The sequence below is a fragment of the Halomonas sp. ALS9 genome (assembly GCF_001651035.1).
In the GTDB taxonomy this organism is placed as follows: Bacteria; Pseudomonadota; Gammaproteobacteria; order Pseudomonadales; family Halomonadaceae; genus Vreelandella.
The window spans coordinates 402,895-421,413 of sequence record NZ_LXRG01000110.1; the positions used below are offsets into that span (position 1 = coordinate 402,895).

The 18,519-nt window shown below is 54.2% G+C and carries 15 protein-coding genes and 1 tRNA gene; 10 read left to right on the plus strand and 6 right to left on the minus strand.

Translation table 11 applies throughout. From position 1 onward, the window contains the following. Window positions 1-9: 9 nt before the first annotated feature. Entirely contained in the window at window positions 10-924 is a 915-nt protein-coding gene (locus tag A6R74_RS10060; protein WP_064234370.1) for a LysR family transcriptional regulator, read from the minus strand. Between the two features lie 215 nt (window positions 925-1,139). On the opposite strand from A6R74_RS10060, the gene A6R74_RS10065 reads away from it, so the two are divergent. Next, entirely contained in the window at window positions 1,140-3,104 is a 1,965-nt protein-coding gene (locus A6R74_RS10065) for a ligand-gated channel protein (RefSeq protein WP_064234371.1), read from the plus strand. A 213-nt stretch (window positions 3,105-3,317) separates the two neighbouring features. On the opposite strand, the gene A6R74_RS10070 is transcribed toward A6R74_RS10065, so the two are convergent. Next, window positions 3,318-5,450, minus strand: coding sequence for a TonB-dependent receptor domain-containing protein (locus A6R74_RS10070; RefSeq protein ID WP_064234372.1), 2,133 nt, complete (start codon window positions 5,448-5,450; stop codon window positions 3,318-3,320). Between the two features lie 316 nt (window positions 5,451-5,766). On the opposite strand from A6R74_RS10070, the gene A6R74_RS10075 reads away from it, so the two are divergent. The 5 genes from A6R74_RS10075 to A6R74_RS10095 all read left to right on the plus strand — a co-directional run bounded on the left by A6R74_RS10075 (window position 5,767) and on the right by A6R74_RS10095 (window position 11,637). After that, entirely contained in the window at window positions 5,767-6,720 is a 954-nt protein-coding gene (locus A6R74_RS10075) for an ABC transporter substrate-binding protein (protein ID WP_082906647.1), read from the plus strand. Window positions 6,721-6,773: 53 nt separating this feature from the next. Further along, window positions 6,774-7,742, plus strand: coding sequence for a FecCD family ABC transporter permease (locus A6R74_RS10080; protein ID WP_064234373.1), 969 nt, complete (start codon window positions 6,774-6,776; stop codon window positions 7,740-7,742). Window positions 7,743-7,810: 68 nt separating this feature from the next. Continuing rightward, on the plus strand, window positions 7,811-8,908 hold the full coding sequence (locus A6R74_RS10085) for a FecCD family ABC transporter permease (protein ID WP_064234452.1): 1,098 nt from the start codon (window positions 7,811-7,813) through the stop codon (window positions 8,906-8,908). Then, a complete protein-coding gene (locus tag A6R74_RS10090; RefSeq protein WP_064234374.1) occupies window positions 8,905-9,720 on the plus strand; it encodes an ABC transporter ATP-binding protein in 816 nt (271 codons plus the stop codon). The genes A6R74_RS10085 and A6R74_RS10090 overlap by 4 nt, the downstream gene beginning before the upstream one ends. Before the next feature lie 87 nt (window positions 9,721-9,807). Further along, the gene (locus A6R74_RS10095; RefSeq protein ID WP_064234375.1) at window positions 9,808-11,637 is read left to right on the plus strand and encodes an ABC transporter ATP-binding protein; all 1,830 of its coding nucleotides are present in this window, start codon (window positions 9,808-9,810) and stop codon (window positions 11,635-11,637) included. 17 nt (window positions 11,638-11,654) lie between these two features. Here A6R74_RS10095 and A6R74_RS10100 read toward each other — a convergent pair whose 3' ends face one another. After that, window positions 11,655-12,245, minus strand: coding sequence for a hypothetical protein (locus A6R74_RS10100; RefSeq protein ID WP_064234376.1), 591 nt, complete (start codon window positions 12,243-12,245; stop codon window positions 11,655-11,657). Window positions 12,246-12,357: 112 nt separating this feature from the next. Here A6R74_RS10100 and A6R74_RS10105 point away from each other — a divergent pair. Further along, a tRNA-Ile gene (locus tag A6R74_RS10105) sits at window positions 12,358-12,434 on the plus strand. Window positions 12,435-12,657: 223 nt separating this feature from the next. Here A6R74_RS10105 and A6R74_RS10110 read toward each other — a convergent pair. Beyond that, complete coding sequence (locus A6R74_RS10110; RefSeq protein ID WP_064234377.1) at window positions 12,658-13,068, minus strand: hypothetical protein; 411 nt, start codon at window positions 13,066-13,068, stop codon at window positions 12,658-12,660. A 1,315-nt stretch (window positions 13,069-14,383) separates the two neighbouring features. Here A6R74_RS10110 and A6R74_RS10115 point away from each other — a divergent pair. The 3 genes from A6R74_RS10115 to A6R74_RS10125 all read left to right on the plus strand — a co-directional run bounded on the left by A6R74_RS10115 (window position 14,384) and on the right by A6R74_RS10125 (window position 17,554). Then, entirely contained in the window at window positions 14,384-15,424 is a 1,041-nt protein-coding gene (locus A6R74_RS10115) for a phosphoribosyltransferase-like protein (protein WP_064234378.1), read from the plus strand. Then, window positions 15,405-16,061, plus strand: coding sequence for an NADAR family protein (locus tag A6R74_RS10120; protein WP_064234379.1), 657 nt, complete (start codon window positions 15,405-15,407; stop codon window positions 16,059-16,061). The genes A6R74_RS10115 and A6R74_RS10120 overlap by 20 nt, the downstream gene beginning before the upstream one ends. A gap of 128 nt (window positions 16,062-16,189) precedes the next feature. Next, window positions 16,190-17,554 (plus strand): SIR2 family protein, encoded by a 1,365-nt coding sequence (locus A6R74_RS10125; protein WP_064234380.1) that lies wholly within the window; start codon window positions 16,190-16,192, stop codon window positions 17,552-17,554. Between the two features lie 232 nt (window positions 17,555-17,786). On the opposite strand, the gene A6R74_RS10130 is transcribed toward A6R74_RS10125, so the two are convergent. Further along, window positions 17,787-18,068 carry a helix-turn-helix domain-containing protein gene (locus A6R74_RS10130; RefSeq protein WP_064234381.1) on the minus strand — a complete coding sequence of 94 codons (282 nt, stop codon included), beginning with the start codon at window positions 18,066-18,068 and terminating at the stop codon, window positions 17,787-17,789. Continuing rightward, entirely contained in the window at window positions 18,065-18,403 is a 339-nt protein-coding gene (locus A6R74_RS10135; protein WP_064234382.1) for a type II toxin-antitoxin system RelE/ParE family toxin, read from the minus strand. The genes A6R74_RS10130 and A6R74_RS10135 overlap by 4 nt, the downstream gene beginning before the upstream one ends. Window positions 18,404-18,519 lie beyond the last annotated feature (116 nt).

Below are 18,519 nucleotides of genomic sequence, written 5' to 3' on the forward strand. Positions count from 1 at the left end.
CGAATTAACTTACACAGTGGCGGGTGATGCGCGCCACGGAGCGGGCACCTGGCTACGTAAAAACTCTAAGAGCGCGTGGGTGCGGCGGGATTGATGGCCGTAGGCGTAGAGCAGCGTAATCGGTAGCGGCACCGGTTCCCAGCCGGGTAGGCAGTTGATCAGCTCGCCCGGATGATGCTGCTCGCGCTTGGCGGTTAACCAGTGGGAAAGCAAGCCTATCCCCTGGCTGCGCGCGATGGCGTCAATGTGCAGCGTGGTGATATCTACTCGCAGCCGTGAACGGGGTGGATTAAAGGTGTATTGGCCATGCTCTGGGTGAGTGAGCAGCAGCCCATCAGAGGAGGTGCCCAGCAGGTCGATCCAGGCGTGCTGGTTCAACTCATCAGGGTGCTGAGGCGTGCCTGCAGAAGCTAAATAACGTGGGCTAGCATACAGTCCACGGGCTAAGTGTCCCAAACGCTCCTGGTTTAACCCACACTCGTGAGTCGGCCCCAACCAGACATGCACGCTATTGCTGTGCATTTTGGTGGGTGGTGACTCTCGGGTATGCAGTGTCAACTCAACCTTTGGGTGGCGTTGTAAAAATGCCTCAATAGCACTCGCCAGCCAACTGCGCGCCAGGGCACCGTGCACCTCAAGGGTAATCTCGCCGCTAATTTCTTCACGCAGTTCTGCCAGTGCCTCCTGGCTATGCGCCGCCATCGACAGAAGCTCGGTGCAGTAGTTATGAAACAGCAGTCCCGCTTCGGTGGGAATTAAGCGGTTGGCCTGGCGCCGCAGCAGCGGCTGGTTAAGCCGGGTTTCAAGCTGGCTGATGCGGCGACTCAGGGTCGATTTGGCTAACCCAAGCTTTTGCGCGCTGCGTGTCAAACTGCCCGTGGTCATCACATCGGCAAAGGCGGTCAGTTCGTCAAAGTCATACATGGTCAGGCCCACGGGAAAAGGGTGAACGCTAATTGTGCCACTGTTTGGTACGAATGAAAATAATAGGCATTTGTGTTCCGGTATGCTGAACGTACCGTCTCACCCCAATGTGCAAAGAGTGTGTAAAAATATTAATGCTAATAATTCGCATTTGATAGAGCGGATACTTATCCACATTGCTCACACACTTCTCAAACACTATGAAGGACGAAGTTATGTCTCCCTGTTTGCGCCGTACGCTGCTGGCCAGCGCTATCTCTTCGCTTGCCAGTAGTGCTCTTTGGGCACAAGACGCGCCCCGCTTAGACGATATGGTGGTAACCGCGTCAGGCTTTGAACAGCAGATTACCAATGCACCCGCGTCTATCAGCGTGGTTTCCCGCGAAGAGTTGGAACAAGGCCACTATCAGAGTGTTACTGATGCGCTGCGCGATGTGCCCGGTGTGATTGTCACCGGTGGCGGGAGAGGGGATAACGGCCAAGACATTTCTATTCGCGGAATGCCCTCCCAGTACACACTGATATTGGTCGATGGTCGCCCGCAGAATTCCCGCGAGTCTCGCCCTAATGGCGATGCGGGTTTTGAGCAAGACTGGCTGCCGCCGCTACAGGCTATTGAGCGTATTGAAGTAGTGCGTGGGCCAATGTCGACGCTTTACGGCTCTGATGCGATTGGTGGCGTGATCAACGTGATAACCCGTAAAGTCGCCCAGCAGTGGCACGGCAATCTCCAACTCGACACCGTGCTGCAGGAAGACAGCGACTCCGGCGATAGCCGCCAAGCTAACTTTTATCTCAGTGGCCCGCTGGTGGGGGAGCGCTTAGGGCTTCAGCTCTACGGACGCACCTCTCAGCGTGACGAAGACAACATCGTTAACGGCTACGAAGATAAAAGCCTGCAAAGCCTGACTGCGCGGTTGAGTTTTGCGGCGACTGATAACCATGACTTTACGGTTGAGGCCGGTATTACCGAGCAAGACCGCGAATCGCTGATGGGGCGCTCAGCACCCGCTGAAGGCTGTAAAGGGGGCTGCTCCGATAGCTTTAATGAATTCACTAACCAGCATGTTGCTGTGACCCACAGCGGGCGTTTTGACTGGGGCACCAGCGAAACCTATCTGCAGCGAGAAAGTAGCGAAAACAAATCGCGGGATATTGAAATCACCAACACCACCGCCAAAACCAGCGCGGTCATTCCGCTAGGGATGCATATGCTGACGATAGGCGCGAGCTACGAGGAAGAGGCGCTTGACGACAGTACGACGAATCAATTGCCTGGCTCTGATCGTAGTGAAATTGAGAATAGCCAGTGGGCAATTTTTGTAGAAGATGAGTGGATGCTCACCGATGCTTGGGCATTGACCGGCGGTTTACGTGTCGATGACGACGATAACTACGGCAGCCACCTCAGCCCGCGCCTTTACAGCGTATGGAATATGACCCCTGACTGGACGTTGAAAGGCGGTGTCTCTACCGGCTACCGTGCGCCCAACCTGCGCGAGATCACCCCCGACTGGGGGCAGGTCAGCCGTGGCGGCAATATCTACGGGAACCCTGATCTTGAGCCAGAAACCTCGCTCAATAAAGAGCTGGCCCTGCTTTACGCCAATGAAAATGGCTTAAATGGCGGCGTCACGGTGTTCCATAACGACTTTGACGATAAAATTACCCGCATCGCTTGCCCCATCGATATCTGTACGGATGGCGCCAATCAGTTTGGCAGTGATCCCACCTATCGTATTAACGTTGATGAAGCGGTGACCCAGGGCGTCGAGGCGAGTGTGGCTGCGCCGCTAAGCGATACCGTTGAGCTAACGGCCAGCTACACCTATACCGATAGCGAGCAAAAAAGCGGTGAGTATGCAGGCGAGCCGTTAACACAGCTGCCTAAGCACCAGGTATCCGCCTCGTTAGATTGGCAAGTCTCTGCCAAGTTGAGCCAATGGACAAAAGTCACCTACCGCGGCGAAGAGAGCCAGCCGACTACCGGCCCTTCAAGCAGTGCCATTGTGGCTCCTTCCTACACCTTTGTAGATGCAGGCGTTGGCTATCAGTTGAACGAAAGTACTCAACTGAACGCGGGTATCTACAACCTGTTCGACGAAACGATCAACTATGACGAGTACGGCTATGTAGAAGATGGTCGTCGGGTTTGGTTAGGTCTCAACGTTGCCTTCTAAGCGCTAAGTTCCCGCTATAAACGCAACACCGAAGCGGCTATCCAGCGATAGCCGCTTTTTTTGGCGGCTTTTTTTAAGAGCGTGGGAAAAGGGAGGGGGTAAGGAATAAGGGAAAAGGAGAGGGGGGGCGGAAACAAAAAAGCCCCAGCGCATGGCCGGGGCAGAAGGAGAACATCGAAACAGAACATCGAAACAGTAGCGAGCTGAAACCGATTAGAACTCGTAGCGAGCGGAGAGCCACAGGCGGCGGCCTTCTTCGCTATTGGCGTAAACGTTGCCAAAGCTGGTGCCATCGCCGTAGGCGCGGTAGTCGACAAAATCTTTGTCAAACAGGTTGTAGATGGTCGCGCTCAGATTAAGCTGATTGGTAACTGCGTAATTACCGCCCAAGTGAAACAGTGAGTAGGCTTTAAAGTCGCCCAGGTCATCAAACGAGGGTGCACCACGCACGCCGACACGATTACGGTAGCGCTCGCTGCGGTATTCTGCTGAGAGCCAGGTATCAAGCTTTGCTGTTGCCTGCCAGCGCAGCGTGGCGTTAATGGCGTGTTCCGGGGTGTCCGTCAGCGGTTCGCCCTTGTTATCGCCACTCTTCTGTTCGCTATCGGTGTAGGTGTAATTGGCATTGACGCGCCAATCGGGGGCGAACTGGTAGCTGGTAGAGAGCTCAACCCCCTGTGTGATTGCCTCGTCGACATTGACCTGTTGGCTGTAAGTGCCGTCAGGAATTAGCGGGTCATTTTCCACTAGGATATCGCTGCCGCTGGCAATCTTATCGTCAAACTGGTTGTGGAACAGCGTGGCGCTGGCAGTGAAACCCTGTTGGTTATCGTAATGGGCGCCGATCTCGCTGCTGGTGCTGGTTTCAGGCTCAAGACCGGGGTTACCAATAGTGAGTATCGTGCCCTGGCCCGTTACACCGTTAATGCCGTCATGCAGATCATTAAGCGACGGTGTTTTGTAGCCGCGGCTCACACCACCTTTCAATGTCCAGTTAGGCGTTGTGTTCCACACCAAGTAGCCGCGCGGGCTGAACTGGCTGCCAAAGGCGTCATGGTGATCGTAGCGTCCGCCCAGGGTTAGCGCTAAATCGTCGCGCAGCAGCCACTCATCTTCGGCAAACAGCGACCAGGTGGTCTGCTCAAAGGTCTCACCGGCCAAGCCATCGTCAAGCTCTGCCTCCCACCATTGCATACCCACGGTGGCCATATGATTGTCTAACGGCATGATGAATTTGCTGTCGAGCACGGTATTGGTGGTTTCCAACTCCCGCGGGGCTCCGCCGACAATGCTAGGAAAACCTTCATAAGCGACGCCCATATCGCCAGGGATCGTGCGGCCCTTGGTTTCGGTAGTGTTGCGCATCAGGCTAGACTCCAAGGTGCCCGAGGCAAAGCGTCCGGTGTGGCCAATGGCGATTTGTTCGCGCTCAAAACGTAGTTCGTTAGAATAGCCAGTGGCGCTACCAGGGGCCGGCGCGCAGCTACGGGTACGGCCATCCAGGGTGCCTAGCTGGCACTCGTCGTTGTCGTAGCGCTGACGGCTGACTTCACCATCGAGCCATAGGTCGTGGTCGTTGCTAGGCGTCCAGGTCAGTTTGCCGCCCAAACTATAGGTATCGCCTTCCACTGGGCTGGGGCCGCGCTGGTCGACTTCAATCGGGTCGCCGTTGTTGTCGGTATAGGTAAGCGCGGAAGCGTCGCGCTCATACATCCGCCCACGCAGTTGAATGCCCAGCGTATCTTCAATTAGCGGGCCACTGGTGTAGAGGTTAATCTCGCGGCGATCACCGAAGTCGCGATCTTCGTTAAAGGTACTTTCGACCCCAACAGAGCCTGTCCACTCACGGCCCACCCGACGGGTAATAATATTGATGACACCGCCCATGGCATCAGAGCCATACAGCGTCGACATCGGCCCGCGAATCACCTCAATGCGCTCAATGCTGGAAACGGGGGGAAAGAAGCTGGTCGAGGTTTCGCCAAAGCCATTGGGTGTCACGCTGCCCGCTGCATTCTGGCGACGGCCGTCGATCAGAATCAGCGTATAGTCGCTGGGCATGCCACGGATGCTAATGTTACTACCGCCGGTTTTGCCCACCGCGCCGCCTACATCCACCCCTTCAACGTTGCGCAGTGCGTCGGCGATGCTCGTCACCCGCGAACGCTCCAACTCTTCACGAGAGATCACCGAGATGCTGGCAGGCGCGTCGACCATTGCCTGCTCAAACCCACTGGCCGAGACAACGATGTTGTCCAGTTGCTGATTTTCTTGGGCGGAAGCGGTGCCTGCAGAAACAGCGAGCGTAACGGCGCTAGCAAGAACAGAGCGGGTAAAGCGTGGCATATTATTCCCCTTGATGACGATAACTGTTAGCTAATGATACTAATTATCAAATAAGGGCGAGAGTCTAAAAAGAAAAGTTCCCAAATACGAGGCGGTAGCGAGGAACATTGCGTTGCGTAAAGTGAAACGCCGGTGAGGTGTCTGGTTGTACAAATGCGGTTGCACAAAATGGAACACGCTATTCGCAGGAATAGTAGTGCAAGTGTTTTTGAGAATCGTTACTATCCATTTTAATATACCGTATTGAGAGATATCCATAGTGGCTAAAATGCTAGTTAAAACGGCGCGGGTTACAACGGCGATGGCTAAAAAGACGATGGCTAAAACGACCTCAGTGGCCGCTATCCTCACTAAAAGTGCCCGCTTAAGTATGGCAAGCGTGTTACTAAGCGCTTTAGCGATAGGCACCGCGCAGGCACGCACACTAGATACAGCCTTTGGTGAGGTAGACGTAGAGGGAACGCCTGAACGCGTGATAACGCTTTACGAGGGCGCGCTAGACGCAGCCCTTGCGGCTGGCATTACGCCCTTAGGTGCCGTCACCACTCGCGGTGGCGATAATGTCGCCGAGTACGTGGAAGCCTATTTAGGCAATGACCGCCCCGCGATTATGGGGGTGGTGCGCGAGATCAATATTGAAGCCGTGCTGGCGCAGCAGCCGGATCTGATTTTGGCGCCCGCCCAGCTTTCTGATGAACAGTACCAACTGCTTTCACGTATTGCGCCAACCGTTGTTCCGCATACCCAGCCATTAGCCGCGGATAACTGGGAAGCTGAGGCGCGACTTTACGGCGAAGCGTTAAACCGTGAAGAAGCCATTGAGGATGCCATTGCCGCGGTAGATCAGCGCACTGCAGAGCTGGCTGACGCGCTAGCCGCCGCCGACGTAAGCGGCACCGTCTTTTTAGTCCGCTGGATGCCTGGTGGCCCGATGGTAATGTCGGAAAACCTGATTGCCACAGGTCTGCTGGAGCGGGTTGGCCTGGATGTGCAAGGTGCGGATCTGATCGGTGAGCGCGGTGTACACAGCGATGTGCTCAGCCTGGAAAACCTTGCCGAGATAGACGGTGACTGGCTCTTCCTGGCCACCCTCAACGAAGATGGTCAACAGGCCTTGGACGCCGCTAAACAAAGCCCTGCGTTCACTCGCCTCAATGTGGTTCAGCAAGAGCAGGTGGTGCCAGTGAATGGCCAGCTGTGGAGTAGTGCCAATGGCCCGCTGGCCGCGCAAGCGATTCTTGATGATATAGAGGCTGCGCTGTTGCCGTGACGGTTCCACGTTTTGCAACGCCTGCCATCAGGCGTGCCTCACCTCGTCTGCTAATGATGCTGCTACTCACCGCCCTTGTGGCGGTGAGTGGCGTTAGTTTATTGATTGGCGCGGGCAGCGTTGGCCCCGGCAGGGTGTTGGCGCTGCTAAGCGGCGCCCAGGACAGCGAAGCGCGCTTTATTGTTTGGGAACTGCGCGCCCCGCGTACCTTAATCGGCATTGCGGTAGGCATGGCATTAGGCGTTGCCGGGGCGCTGCTGCAAGCGGTTGCCCGCAACCCACTGGCCGAGCCAGGGCTTTTAGGGGTTAGCGCGGGGGCGGCGTTTGCCGTGGCGCTGGCCCTGGTGCTGGGGGCCAGCGCCGCCACTTTGCGCATTTCAGTCGCGCAGCTCGGCGCCTTGGTGGGCTGCGTGTGCGTCTTAAGCGTGGCGCGCTTTCGCGGTGTGGGTAACGACCCGATCCGGCTTGTGCTCGCCGGGGCAGCGTTTTCGGGTCTGCTGGCGTCATTAACTTCATTGCTACTGCTATACGACCAGCGTGCCGCTGACGAAATTCGTTTCTGGGTCATTGGCAGTGTGGCTGGCCGCCGCTTAAACGACTTGTTCGCTGTGTTGCCGAGTATGCTGGTGGCATCGGTTGTTGTGGCGTTGATCGCCCGGCCATTAGCCGCGCTGGCGTTAGGCGAGAGAGTTGCTTCTGGTTTAGGCCACCACCCCAACCTTATCCGTTGGTTGGTCGTGGCCTGCGTGGCATTACTGGTGGGTGCTGCCACCGCTATCGCAGGGCCAATTGCTTTTGTTGGGTTGGTGGTGCCGTTTGTGGCTCGTGCATTCGCCGGGCCGGATATTCGCCGTACGCTACTATTTTGCCTGCCCATCGGGCCGCTGATGGTACTCGCCGCCGATATCATCTCCCGCGTAGTGGTGGCGCCTTCAGAACTACCCCTGGGCGTGCTCACGGCGTTATGTGGCGCCCCCGTTTTAGTAGCGGTTGTACGTGCGCGCCGCTTACCGATGTTATGAGTGGGTTTATGAAAAGCGCATCAAGGCCTTCTGAATCAATGACTGGCTCAACGGGTAAATCTGCTGCCATGCCTTTCTCTTATGCTACCCAAGCGGTTTCGGGAAAAAACGGCAGCGTATCGCCGCCTCCAGGGTACTGGCGTTTAGCCTGGCGACATCAACAGGGTGTGCGCAGCGTCCTGTTTGAACAGCGTGCGGTGGTGGTCAACCTGGGGCTATTGGGCGCGCTGCTGGTTGCCAGCGTTATCTATTTGAGTCTCGGCAGCGTTAAAGTCGCGCCAGTGGCGGTGCTGCAGGCGCTGTTGGGCAATGCGGATATGATGGCGACCTTTGTCGTGCAAGAGCTACGCCTGCCACGTTTGGCCGCTGCCTGTTTCACTGGGGCCGCCTTCGCATTAGCGGGCATCTTAATGCAGACCCTGGCCCGCAATCGCCTGGCAACGCCCGGTATTATCGGTATTGATAATGGCGCGACGGCGTTTGCGGTGGCCTCTATAGTGGGTGTCGGCTTTTCCATCGCGCCGCCCGCCATGGCGTTAGCCGGGGCAACCACCGCAGCGGTACTCACTTTCGGGCTAGCCGCGGGCAGTGGTACCCAAGGCTACCGCTTTATTGTCGCGGGGATTGGCGTGGGCGCGGTGTTTGGCGCGGTGACGCAACTGATGCTGGCGCGAGTCGCGATTGACACCGCCAATGCCGCCTACCCATGGACGGTTGGCTCGCTCAATGCTCGCCCCAGCGGCGCACTTCAATTACTCATGCTTGGGCTAGCGATAGGGCTGGCCACGGCAATGGCGTTAGCCCGCTCGCTCACACTGCTGCGTTTCAAGGATGCCACCGCCAGCGGGTTAGGCGTGAACGTCAAACGGCGCCGGTTGGAAGTGTTGCTGCTGTCTGTCGCGCTAACCGGGCTGGCGGTCGCCGTTGCCGGGCCGGTGGGCATGGTGGGGTTGATTGGCCCCGAGATTGCCCGGTCGCTGTCGAGCTCCCGTAGCGTACCGGTTTTGGCGGCAACGCTGGCGGGGGCGCTGGTCATGGTGCTCGCCGACTTGGCCGGCCGTACGCTGCTGGCGCCTATCGAGATTCCGGTGGGCATTGTTACCGCCGTGGTCGGCGGGCCTTGGTTACTTTGGATATTAATGCGTCCCCAACGGAGTTTTACATGAGCCAACCCCCGGCGTCGCCAATGCCCTCTCTGGCTACCCAGGCACTGGGCATGAGCTATGGCTCACGGCAGGTAATTGATGGCTTGGATATCACCCTGCCTAGCGGTCAAGTCACCGCCATTGTGGGCCCCAACGGGTGCGGTAAGTCAACGCTGCTGGCCGGGCTTGCCCGCCTGCATAAACCCGACAGCGGCGCTGTGTTACTGGATGGCGCTGATATTCAGCGCCTGCCCACCCGCCAACTGGCCACTCAACTGGCGCTACTGCCCCAGGAGGCCGTGGCGCCGGAAGGGCTCACCGTGACCGAACTGATCCGCTTTGGCCGCCAACCCCACCAGGGCTGGCTGCGCCAGTGGTCAGCAGAAGACCAGCGCGTGGTACAACACGCGCTGGCGGCAGCAGGGCTTGAACAACTCGCGGATAGGCCGATTGATGCGCTCTCCGGCGGCCAGCGGCAACGCGCCTGGATCGCCATGACTATCGCCCAACAAACCCCGCTGCTGTTGCTGGATGAACCCACCTCTGCGCTGGATCTTGGCCATCAGATTGAAGTGTTCGAGCTGGTACGTGAGCTGGCCTGTCATGGCCGCACCGTGGTGATGGTACTGCACGATCTTGCCAGCGCCTGCCGCTACGCCGACCATCTCATAGCGATGCGCGAAGGGCAGATTGTAGCGGAAGGGCCGCCCGCTCAGGTGGTGACGCCTGATCTGGTGCGAACGCTCTATCAGGTAGAGTGTACGCTGCTGCTAGACCCCGATACCGGCAGCCCGCTGCTGGCCAATGTGCGACGCAGCACGGCACCCGCTTAACCCCCAAAGCATTAACGCGTTGAGCCCGAGCATTGAATTCATTACGCTAGCGTCTACCTAGTTGGCCTAATACAACCTCAGTAAGGAATGCTCGTGGCTCCTTCTCCGCCCCGTTCTAAGAATCAGAGCTTTCAAGCCCTGGTGCGGCTAGTCCGCTACGCCAAAGGCTATCGACGGCGCATTATTGCCGCCACGACCTGTTCGGTGATCAACAAGCTGTTTGATATTGCCCCGGAAATTTTGATTGGTGTGGCCATTGATGTCGTGGTCAACCAAGAGCAGAGCTTTGTGGCCAGCCTGGGGTTTGAAACACCCCAACAGCAGATCACCATGCTGGCGGTACTAACGTTCTTTATTTGGGCAGGCGAATCGTTGTTTGAGTATCTGTTCCAAATTCTTTGGCGCAACTTAGCCCAACGTTTACAAGCAGATATGCGCCAAGATACCTACGAGCACGCCCAGCGGCTGGATATGGCGTTTTTCGAGTCGAAAAGCTCCGGCCAGTTGGTGGCCACCATGAACGATGACGTCAACCAGCTTGAGCGCTTTCTGGACGGCGGGGCGAATGCGATTATTCAGGTGGTCGTCACCGTGGTGGCGGTTGGCGCGGTCTTCTTCGTGCTTTCGCCACTGATTGCGCTGCTGGCGTTTACGCCGATTCCGCTGATTATTTGGGGCGCGTTCTTCTTTCAGCGTAAAGCCGGGCCGCTGTACAGCGATGTGCGCGAGAAGGTGGGCGATTTGGCCAGCCGGTTATCCAACAACCTTAGCGGCATTGCGACAATTAAAAGCTTTACCAGCGAAGACCGCGAGGCCGAGCGCCTGCGCGATGCCAGCGAAGCCTACGTAGACGCCAACAGAAGGGCGATCAAGGTGAGCTCCGCGTTTATTCCGGTCATCCGCATGGCGATTTTGGCCGGTTTTCTGGCCACCTTTACCGTGGGCGGCATGATGGCGCTCAACGGCTCGCTGAACGTGGGCGCTTACGGCATGCTGGTGTTTTTGACCCAGCGCCTGCTCTGGCCGCTGACCGGCCTGGCCCAGGTGATTGACCTGTTCGAGCGCGCCATGGCCAGTACGCGGCGCATCCTTGACCTGCTCGAAGTGCCGATTACCGTTAAAGACAACAGCACCACACCGCTCACCCAGCCAGTGCGCGGCGAAGTAACGGTTGATAATGTCAGTTTTCACTATGCCACTAGCGGCGTTGGGGTGGATGGTATTCACCTGCATGTGCCCGCAGGCAATACCCTGGCGCTGGTGGGAGCGACGGGGTCGGGGAAATCCACCCTGATCAAACTGCTGCTGCGCTTTTACGACCCCGAAAACGGCCGCGTGCTCATTGATGGGCAGCCCATCAGCGAAGTGAGTATGAACTCACTGCGTCAATCGATTGGCCTGGTTAGTCAGGATGTTTACCTGTTTGAAGGCAGTATTCGCGACAATATCGCTTACGGTAAGCCGGACGCCGACGAAGCCGCGATTATCGACGCCGCCAAAACCGCTGAAGCGTGGAGCTTTATCGAAACGCTGCCCCAAGGCTTGGACACACCGGTAGGCGAGCGGGGCGTGCGGCTTTCCGGCGGCCAACGCCAGCGGCTTTCACTGGCCAGGGCGCTGCTTAAAGACCCGCCTATCTTGGTGCTGGATGAAGCCACCAGCGCGGTGGACAACGAAACCGAAGCGGCTATTCAGCGCTCGCTAAAACGCATCGCCCATGGCCGTACGGTGATTATGATTGCCCACCGGCTTTCCACCATCGTGCACGCCGATGAAATCGTGGTGATCGAGAAAGGCCAAGTGGCCGAGCGCGGCAGCCACTCAAGCCTGCTGGCAGCTAACGGCCACTATGCCGCCCAGTGGCGGGTGCAAACCGGCGAGGCCCAGGCGGGGGATATGGAAGTACTCAGTCGTTAATCTTTAGCGTTTCATTACTACCGATTAACTAACAGCGCATTAAGGGTGACGGGCACATGCTCGTCAATCTCCTGATAGCCCAGCAGCGACATCACGGTACGTACCGTGCTGTTGGCCATCAGCGCTCTGCCATCCATCGCCATGGGCTCGGCGTGGGTCACGCGTATCTCGTTCAAGCCTTCACGGGTAAACCGCAGTGGCACGGATTCCTGCTGGTTAACCATGTCGGACTGCACGCTAAACGTCAGCGTTTCAACCAGCGATTCACCAATATCCAAACCGTCTAACCGCTCTGGGGGCATTTGTGCCTCCAGCGTCACCAAGGTGGTGTTCGACAGCAAACCTATCCACGGCGGAAGCTCACCAAAGCGCTCCAGCACATCCGTTTGGCTGAGTTTTAACGGCAAGCGCAGCGTGCCATCGCTGGAGATATCACCCTGCAGATCGCGCACCTGATGGTGATGGGTTTGCGGCGCCTCGCCGTTGAGCTGGGTAATCGACGCCTGCACCCGCGACTGGGCCGGGTCAAGCTGCCAGTCCGCCTGCACGGGCAGTACCAACAATAAAGGAACTAGAGCAATCAATGCTTTCACAGCGCGTCTCCGCATAAAGAACTACTCACCAGACTGCCCAATCCACATAAAGTGCCGTAATGACATCAAGATAGCGCAATGGGGCTAGCCTCACACCGCCACATTCGCTATGATATGCACGCTTTTCGGGCCTATAGCTCAGTTGGTTAGAGCAGGGGACTCATAATCCCTTGGTCGTAGGTTCAAGTCCTACTGGGCCCACCATTTAAATCAAAGACTTACCCGCCGTAATGCCCTTCCCCGATGTGCCTTTTTTTTTCCAGTGTCCACAAAATGACCACACTTTATGTAAGCGCGCGCCATATTTGGCACTTCCTAGCGCCGCATTTGGCACAACTAATAGAAACACGCTGTCTTAGTTTTTGCGTTATTTTTGGCATTGCGCTTTGAATGAGCATGGATCTATAACGTGAAGGCAGAAGTTGCTTCATAGCGTGACAAGGTGCTCACAAGATGGACATTGATACCAATATTCATCTTCAGTCATGATTGATAAACGATCCTCACTCTTACACTTAACACAGATGGCATGGGCTGGTTGCTCGTCGGATACGCACTCATCCTTCAGTGACATTATGTAGTCACCCGCTGCTACTTGTACTAGACGGTACTGGCTGAATAGACCTCTATTACTCAGACGTTGTTTTAGCTCCCTGTTCTCCTCAATAAGTTGATAGTGATCTGTTATAAGGTCAAGGAGATCGCCCTGCGCTGCTGTGAGCTTGTCCATGATGCCACTCATTGCAGCATTGAGCTGCGCACGGTCGTTTACGTCCTTTGCCGTACGCGCTAGGTCAAGTGCTCCCTTAACAGCGGTTACCGCAGCTCCAATCTCCATAATTCCTCTCCTAAATAGTTAAAACAACCCCGCTGGTTCGGCCTCCAAATCCCAACTAAAGATCAGCACCTCTTTGGCGTTTAATAGGTAGCTGCAAAGCCAGTACCTGCTACGCCGGTAAATATCTAAGCGAGTCGGCACTTTACTGCATTTTGTTTCAATCAACTTCATTTTGGGACATTTTGCTTCATTTCATGGGGTTAGGCCTTGAGTGAAGAAAAATAAAGGAGAGTGTTTGTTGAGCTAATGGCAGGATGTGCATTGTACAGGTACACCGCAAGCGGCTACTGTCCAATGCCGCCTTTCGGGCTCGACGCTTTCCTGCTCTGCGAGGCTGAGCGGCTACTGCCGCTGTGCGTACTGCCAGAATAAGGAGGTCAAAACGTGAAGTATGTTCCCGCTTTGGCGTTGTGGGTTTGTAGACCGTATTCTGAGTGTCGAACAGACCCGCCTCGCTGAATGTTTGCGAGGCTGGAAATGAGGCCAACCGGGACGAGATATTCCACGGCCTCCTCGTCGTTCTCATCAATCACTGGTGCCGTTGAAGAAGGCTTTTGACAGGTTTCGTCCTCTGGCAGTTTAACGGCCTAAGTAGACTTCCCATTGTATCCTTGAAGCGCTAGGCTATTACGCATAATTACGCCCAGCGCAGGTGATGACATGGCTAGCAGCAGGTAAGCTCAGCTCAAGTGGGTATAACCAAAGGCATGACGACCTGCGGGTCGGCGGCTACGGTCATAAGGGAGGTGTCAGCGAGCTTGAGTTGACTCACTACCACCTCACGAAGCGGGAAGAAAAGTGCCTGCGCCTGGATCGTGCTAAGGATTGACTGGTCTTCACCCCGTTCAGCAAGGAGGCCTTAGTCGAGCCCTAATACCCCGAGAAGCAGCGCCCGACCGAGATCATCGATAAACTCAGCGACCTTCAAAGCACGGAGTTCAGAGACGAGGGCAGTCTACGCTTCGCAAATGGCATCGAGCGAGATGAGGCGGTGATTTACTAGGTGTGCAACGAGGGAGGTCAGGTAGTGGCTTTTTTGCTGAGTAGCAATCTACGGAAAGGGCCTATTATGGCTGATCACGACTAAAAGCTAACATGCCGGAAAAGGCGGATAGCAAGTTCGTTGGGGATATGCAATTTGCACAATATTTTGTGTTGTACTGTCAAGCTATACTTAAGCTGAAGGATTGCAATAGAACGCAAGGTAGTCGAACGCGCAGAATAATATTATTGAACGCGCGTTCAGTTTAGTTATCGAGCATGGGCCTAATTCCTGTTATGCGTCTAGTATGTGGCGAAGGAGTATCCTGATAGCATGAGCAGACAAGAATTGTTGCAGAGCATTTGCAACACGACAATGGACTATAGAGCGGGCGATCTTGCTCCTCCGACGCCTGATCATGTTGATAGATGGGTCAATCAATTTGGTGTGGCCGTTCAGTTGCCAATACTCGCCGAGATCGACCATGTGCTGAAAAACACTTATTTCTCAGCAGATGTTGTTGCTCGCTTCTTGCGTGGAGCCCTAAAAACAATGAAGCTTGCTGGCGATGACCCATGCAGTTTTTGGCCGCAAGTGGAACTATTGGAAGTTCAGGGCGGAGGGAATAGCCAGAGAGAAATGAACGCCCTATTCAGAGAAATTCTTCGGACCGAGTGTGGCGTTGAATTTAACCGTGGCGATGAACCTCCTAACACTTTCGTATATCTAGACGACGGAATCTTTACCGGAAATCGAGTGCGTAGAGACCTTGAGGCCTGGATAGAAAATCATGCTCCAAATCGCTGCCATCTTCACGTAATTTGCATAGCTCTCCACAGTGGTGGCCAGTACTACGCCAAGCAGCGACTTGAAAAAAAGATTGCCGAGGTAGGAAAAGAGATCGATATAGATTGGTGGAGAAGGATCGAGCTCGAGGATAGGAGGGCTTATTCGTATTCTAGCGACGTGCTTCGGCCCACATTAGTGCCTGACGATTCCGAGGTTCAAGAATATGTCGCAGAGCTGCGATACTCGCCAACACTTCGGGCAGCGGGGAGCGTAGGCAGTCAGAAAATTTTTTCTAGTGAGGAGGGGCGCGCACTCTTGGAACTGGAGTTCTTGGTCGCTGGCGTCAGAATCCGCGGAATGTGTCCCAATTTGGGCGATACACAGAGGCCTTTGGGGCACATGACTCTGGAATCCTTGGGATTTGGCTCCATGATCGTGACTTTTCGCAATTGTCCGAACAACGCGCCTTTAGCCCTTTGGGCCGGAGACCCTTGGTATCCATTGTTCCAACGTACCACGAACTCACAGACAGCGATGCAAAATCTTATCGCAAGGATTACAGCCGATGGCTTCGGATCGGTCTGAGTACCTTAGAACTTACCACCGGGATGACTGTGTAGTCTTCCTTAAGACCAACGAGCTATATGGTGGCCTGTCGAATATGGCAGGGCGCTATCCAGTGAGAGTCAATGGCATTTGCATTCGATCAGCTGAGGCACTTTACCAAGCTTGTAGGTTCCCGCACCTACCTGACGCTCAAGAGGTGATTCTTCAGCAGACTAGCCCGATGACGGCAAAAATGAAAAGTAAGCCATTTCGCAAAGACAGTCGTCCTGATTGGGAGCGCGTAAGAGTCTCTGTAATGCGATGGTGCCTAAGGGTAAAGCTCGCGTATCATCAGGATTCGTTTGGAAGGCTCTTGCTTGCAACTAAAGAAAAGCCAATTGTTGAAGAGTCACGCAAGGATAGCTTCTGGGGTGCAAAACCAGAATGCGACGACACGCTTGTCGGTTATAACGTATTAGGGCGGCTTTTGATGGAGCTAAGGGAAGTGTTCAAGGAGCGGTCTTCCGACGATTTTCTAACTGTTCAAGTCCCGAATATCAAGGATTTCTTTCTGTTAAGCCGCCCTATCGAGAAGATCTCAGTAGAGAGGGAGGTAAAAAACTCAGGAGTGAACTCGTTGTCGGCAGTAGCTCAGGGGGATCTCTTCAGAGGGTGATGGTTTGATGCGTAACAATTCATCGCAGCGGACGTTCGACCTGTCACGTACTTTTGCTGCCAAAAAGCACGCGTCGCCTCAAACGCCTCTGAACTCAAGTGTTAGCTACAAGGAAACGGAAGAGAATTATGGAAGGTAATTTCGAAAAATATAAAGAGGATATGACCGACGACATCGCAACGTGCCTAGATAGCATGGGCGTTCAACCGATTCTATTCGTTGGCTCAGGGATGTCTCAGCGTTACTTTGGCGGGCCGAATTGGGATGATTTGCTTAAAGCTTTAGCAGAGCAGTGCCCTATCCTCGATAAAAGCTACGCTTACTACAAGCAAAAGAATAACTCTTTAATTGAGGTGGGCGCTGAGTTTTCAGAAGCTTACCGGGAGTGGGCATGGGGTGAAGGAAACGACCAGTTTCCCGAAGAGCTGTTCACAGATTCTCAACCACCCGATATTTACTTTAAGCACAAGGTTTCAGAATACTTTGAAAAGGTCATAAAGCCAGACTTTGATCAGGTTTTCGCAGGTGATTTTTCTGAAGAGATCGAGGCGCTGAAGGGTATTAGGCCGCATGCGTTGATCACTACTAATTATGATCGGTTTTTTGAGCAAGTTTTTTCTGATTATTCAAGCATAATTGGCCAGTCTATACTAAAAGCAAATTACACTGATGTTGGGGAAATTCTCAAAATTCATGGCTGTTCTTCGGAACCTGAAAGCATTGTTATCACGTCCTCAGATTATGAGGACTTTAAAGCTAAGAAAAAATATTTAAGTGCTAAATTATTAACCTTCTTTGCCGAGCACCCACTCGTCTTTCTTGGTTATAGCGCTGAAGATCCGAATATTAGGTCTATCTTGTCTGATATCGATGAAATTCTTTCTCCGGATAATGACTTGATACCAAATATCTACATTGTGGAATGGAATAAGAATGTTTCCAATATGACGTCCTACCCAAGAGAGAAACTCATTGCCATCGACCATGAGCGAAGCGTTCGTGTAAAAAGTATAGTCGCAGACGATTTTACTTGGGTATATCAAGCATTTGGCTCATCAGATGCTATTACTGCTATTAATCCAAAAATACTGAGAGCGCTACTTGCTCGGACTTACTCGCTAGTTAGGCATGATATCCCAAAACGGACTGTGGAGGTCAACTATCAAACTCTTGAGCATGCTGTTTCCGAAGAGGGTCAGTTAGCAAAGCTTTATGGGATAACAACGCTCGACGACCCCACCGCCGTAAATGCAATGTATCCTTTCTCTTTAACTCAGGTGGCAAAATCTCTGGGATATAAAAGCTGGCATCACGCAAATCAACTAATTATGATAGTTGAGCAAGATAAGGGCGTGAATATAAAACAAAGTGATAATAAATATCACGTAGCAATAATGGCGGGACAAGTTATGCAAACACACAAATATTCGCAGGCAGCAATAGATTTGCTGGAGTTGGTCAAAGCTGGTGAGGATTATGAGGTTCAGGTATAAGTAGCTAGCCAGTGATTAAATGCGATAAATTTCCCGCTGCCGCTCCAAGTCGGCGACTTGTTTAAGGTTTTGTATATCAGGAAAACCTCAATAGCCGCTTCTGGCCGATAAAGGTCGTACCAAATTTGGTAGTTTTCTTTACACATAGTGATCGCCCATCAGAGGCCTTGTAAGGGACGGTTTTGAGTAAAGAAATTGCGTAAATATTTCTACTTACAGAACAGGAATGTTTTTAAGCGACTTCAAGTACGCGCATTTCGACATGCAGCCCCGCCGCTACCACCATGTTCACCAGCGTATCGAGACCAAATAGATGGATTTTGCCACACATCAGATCGGATACCCTGGGTTGAGTGACGCCCAGCCGCTTAGCAGCTTCGCCCTGAGTCCAGCCCTGCCGGTTAATGTGCTGCTCAAGGGCCATCATCAGGCCGGAGCGAAGCTTCATATTTTCCGCTTCGGCGGCAGTATCCTCGATGGCGTCCCACACGCTTTCAAAAGTCTCATTACTCATCGTTTCACCTCGCTTAGCAAGGCGCGATATCTGGCTTCGGCCAGGTCGAGATCCGCCTTACTCGTCTTCTGGGTTTTCTTCTGGAAGCAGTGCAGAACATAGACAGCTTCGGCGAGCTTGGCTACGTAGATCACTCGAAATGCACCACTAGCGTCTATGATACGAATTTCCCGAATGCCCTGACCAACGGTGGCCATTGGCTTCCAGTCGTTCGGATCAAGCCCTCTTTGTACCTTGTCGAGCTGGTAACCTGCTTCCTGCCGAACAGTCGCCGGGAAAGCGCGGAGATCGGCGAGGGCGCTGCCTCGGAAATTCAGGGGCTTATATTCTGACATGATGCAAGTATACAAAGTTCTGTATAGTTCGCAATGTAGGTGCTACCCATAGGCATGCTGTTCGAGAAAGGTGAGGACCCCAAATCAGTACAGTAGCGGTACACACACTAGCTTCG

Coding starts and splice junctions, on each gene's coding strand:
- A6R74_RS10060 (WP_064234370.1), bottom strand. CDS start 924: ATGTATGACTTTGACGAACTGACCGCCTTTGCCGATGTGATGACCACG.
- A6R74_RS10065 (WP_064234371.1), top strand. CDS start 1,140: ATGTCTCCCTGTTTGCGCCGTACGCTGCTGGCCAGCGCTATCTCTTCG.
- A6R74_RS10070 (WP_064234372.1), bottom strand. CDS start 5,450: ATGCCACGCTTTACCCGCTCTGTTCTTGCTAGCGCCGTTACGCTCGCT.
- A6R74_RS10075 (WP_082906647.1), top strand. CDS start 5,767: ATGGCTAAAACGACCTCAGTGGCCGCTATCCTCACTAAAAGTGCCCGC.
- A6R74_RS10080 (WP_064234373.1), top strand. CDS start 6,774: ATGATGCTGCTACTCACCGCCCTTGTGGCGGTGAGTGGCGTTAGTTTA.
- A6R74_RS10085 (WP_064234452.1), top strand. CDS start 7,811: ATGCCTTTCTCTTATGCTACCCAAGCGGTTTCGGGAAAAAACGGCAGC.
- A6R74_RS10090 (WP_064234374.1), top strand. CDS start 8,905: ATGAGCCAACCCCCGGCGTCGCCAATGCCCTCTCTGGCTACCCAGGCA.
- A6R74_RS10095 (WP_064234375.1), top strand. CDS start 9,808: ATGCTCGTGGCTCCTTCTCCGCCCCGTTCTAAGAATCAGAGCTTTCAA.
- A6R74_RS10100 (WP_064234376.1), bottom strand. CDS start 12,245: ATGCGGAGACGCGCTGTGAAAGCATTGATTGCTCTAGTTCCTTTATTG.
- A6R74_RS10110 (WP_064234377.1), bottom strand. CDS start 13,068: ATGGAGATTGGAGCTGCGGTAACCGCTGTTAAGGGAGCACTTGACCTA.
- A6R74_RS10115 (WP_064234378.1), top strand. CDS start 14,384: ATGAGCAGACAAGAATTGTTGCAGAGCATTTGCAACACGACAATGGAC.
- A6R74_RS10120 (WP_064234379.1), top strand. CDS start 15,405: ATGGCTTCGGATCGGTCTGAGTACCTTAGAACTTACCACCGGGATGAC.
- A6R74_RS10125 (WP_064234380.1), top strand. CDS start 16,190: ATGGAAGGTAATTTCGAAAAATATAAAGAGGATATGACCGACGACATC.
- A6R74_RS10130 (WP_064234381.1), bottom strand. CDS start 18,068: ATGAGTAATGAGACTTTTGAAAGCGTGTGGGACGCCATCGAGGATACT.
- A6R74_RS10135 (WP_064234382.1), bottom strand. CDS start 18,403: ATGTCAGAATATAAGCCCCTGAATTTCCGAGGCAGCGCCCTCGCCGAT.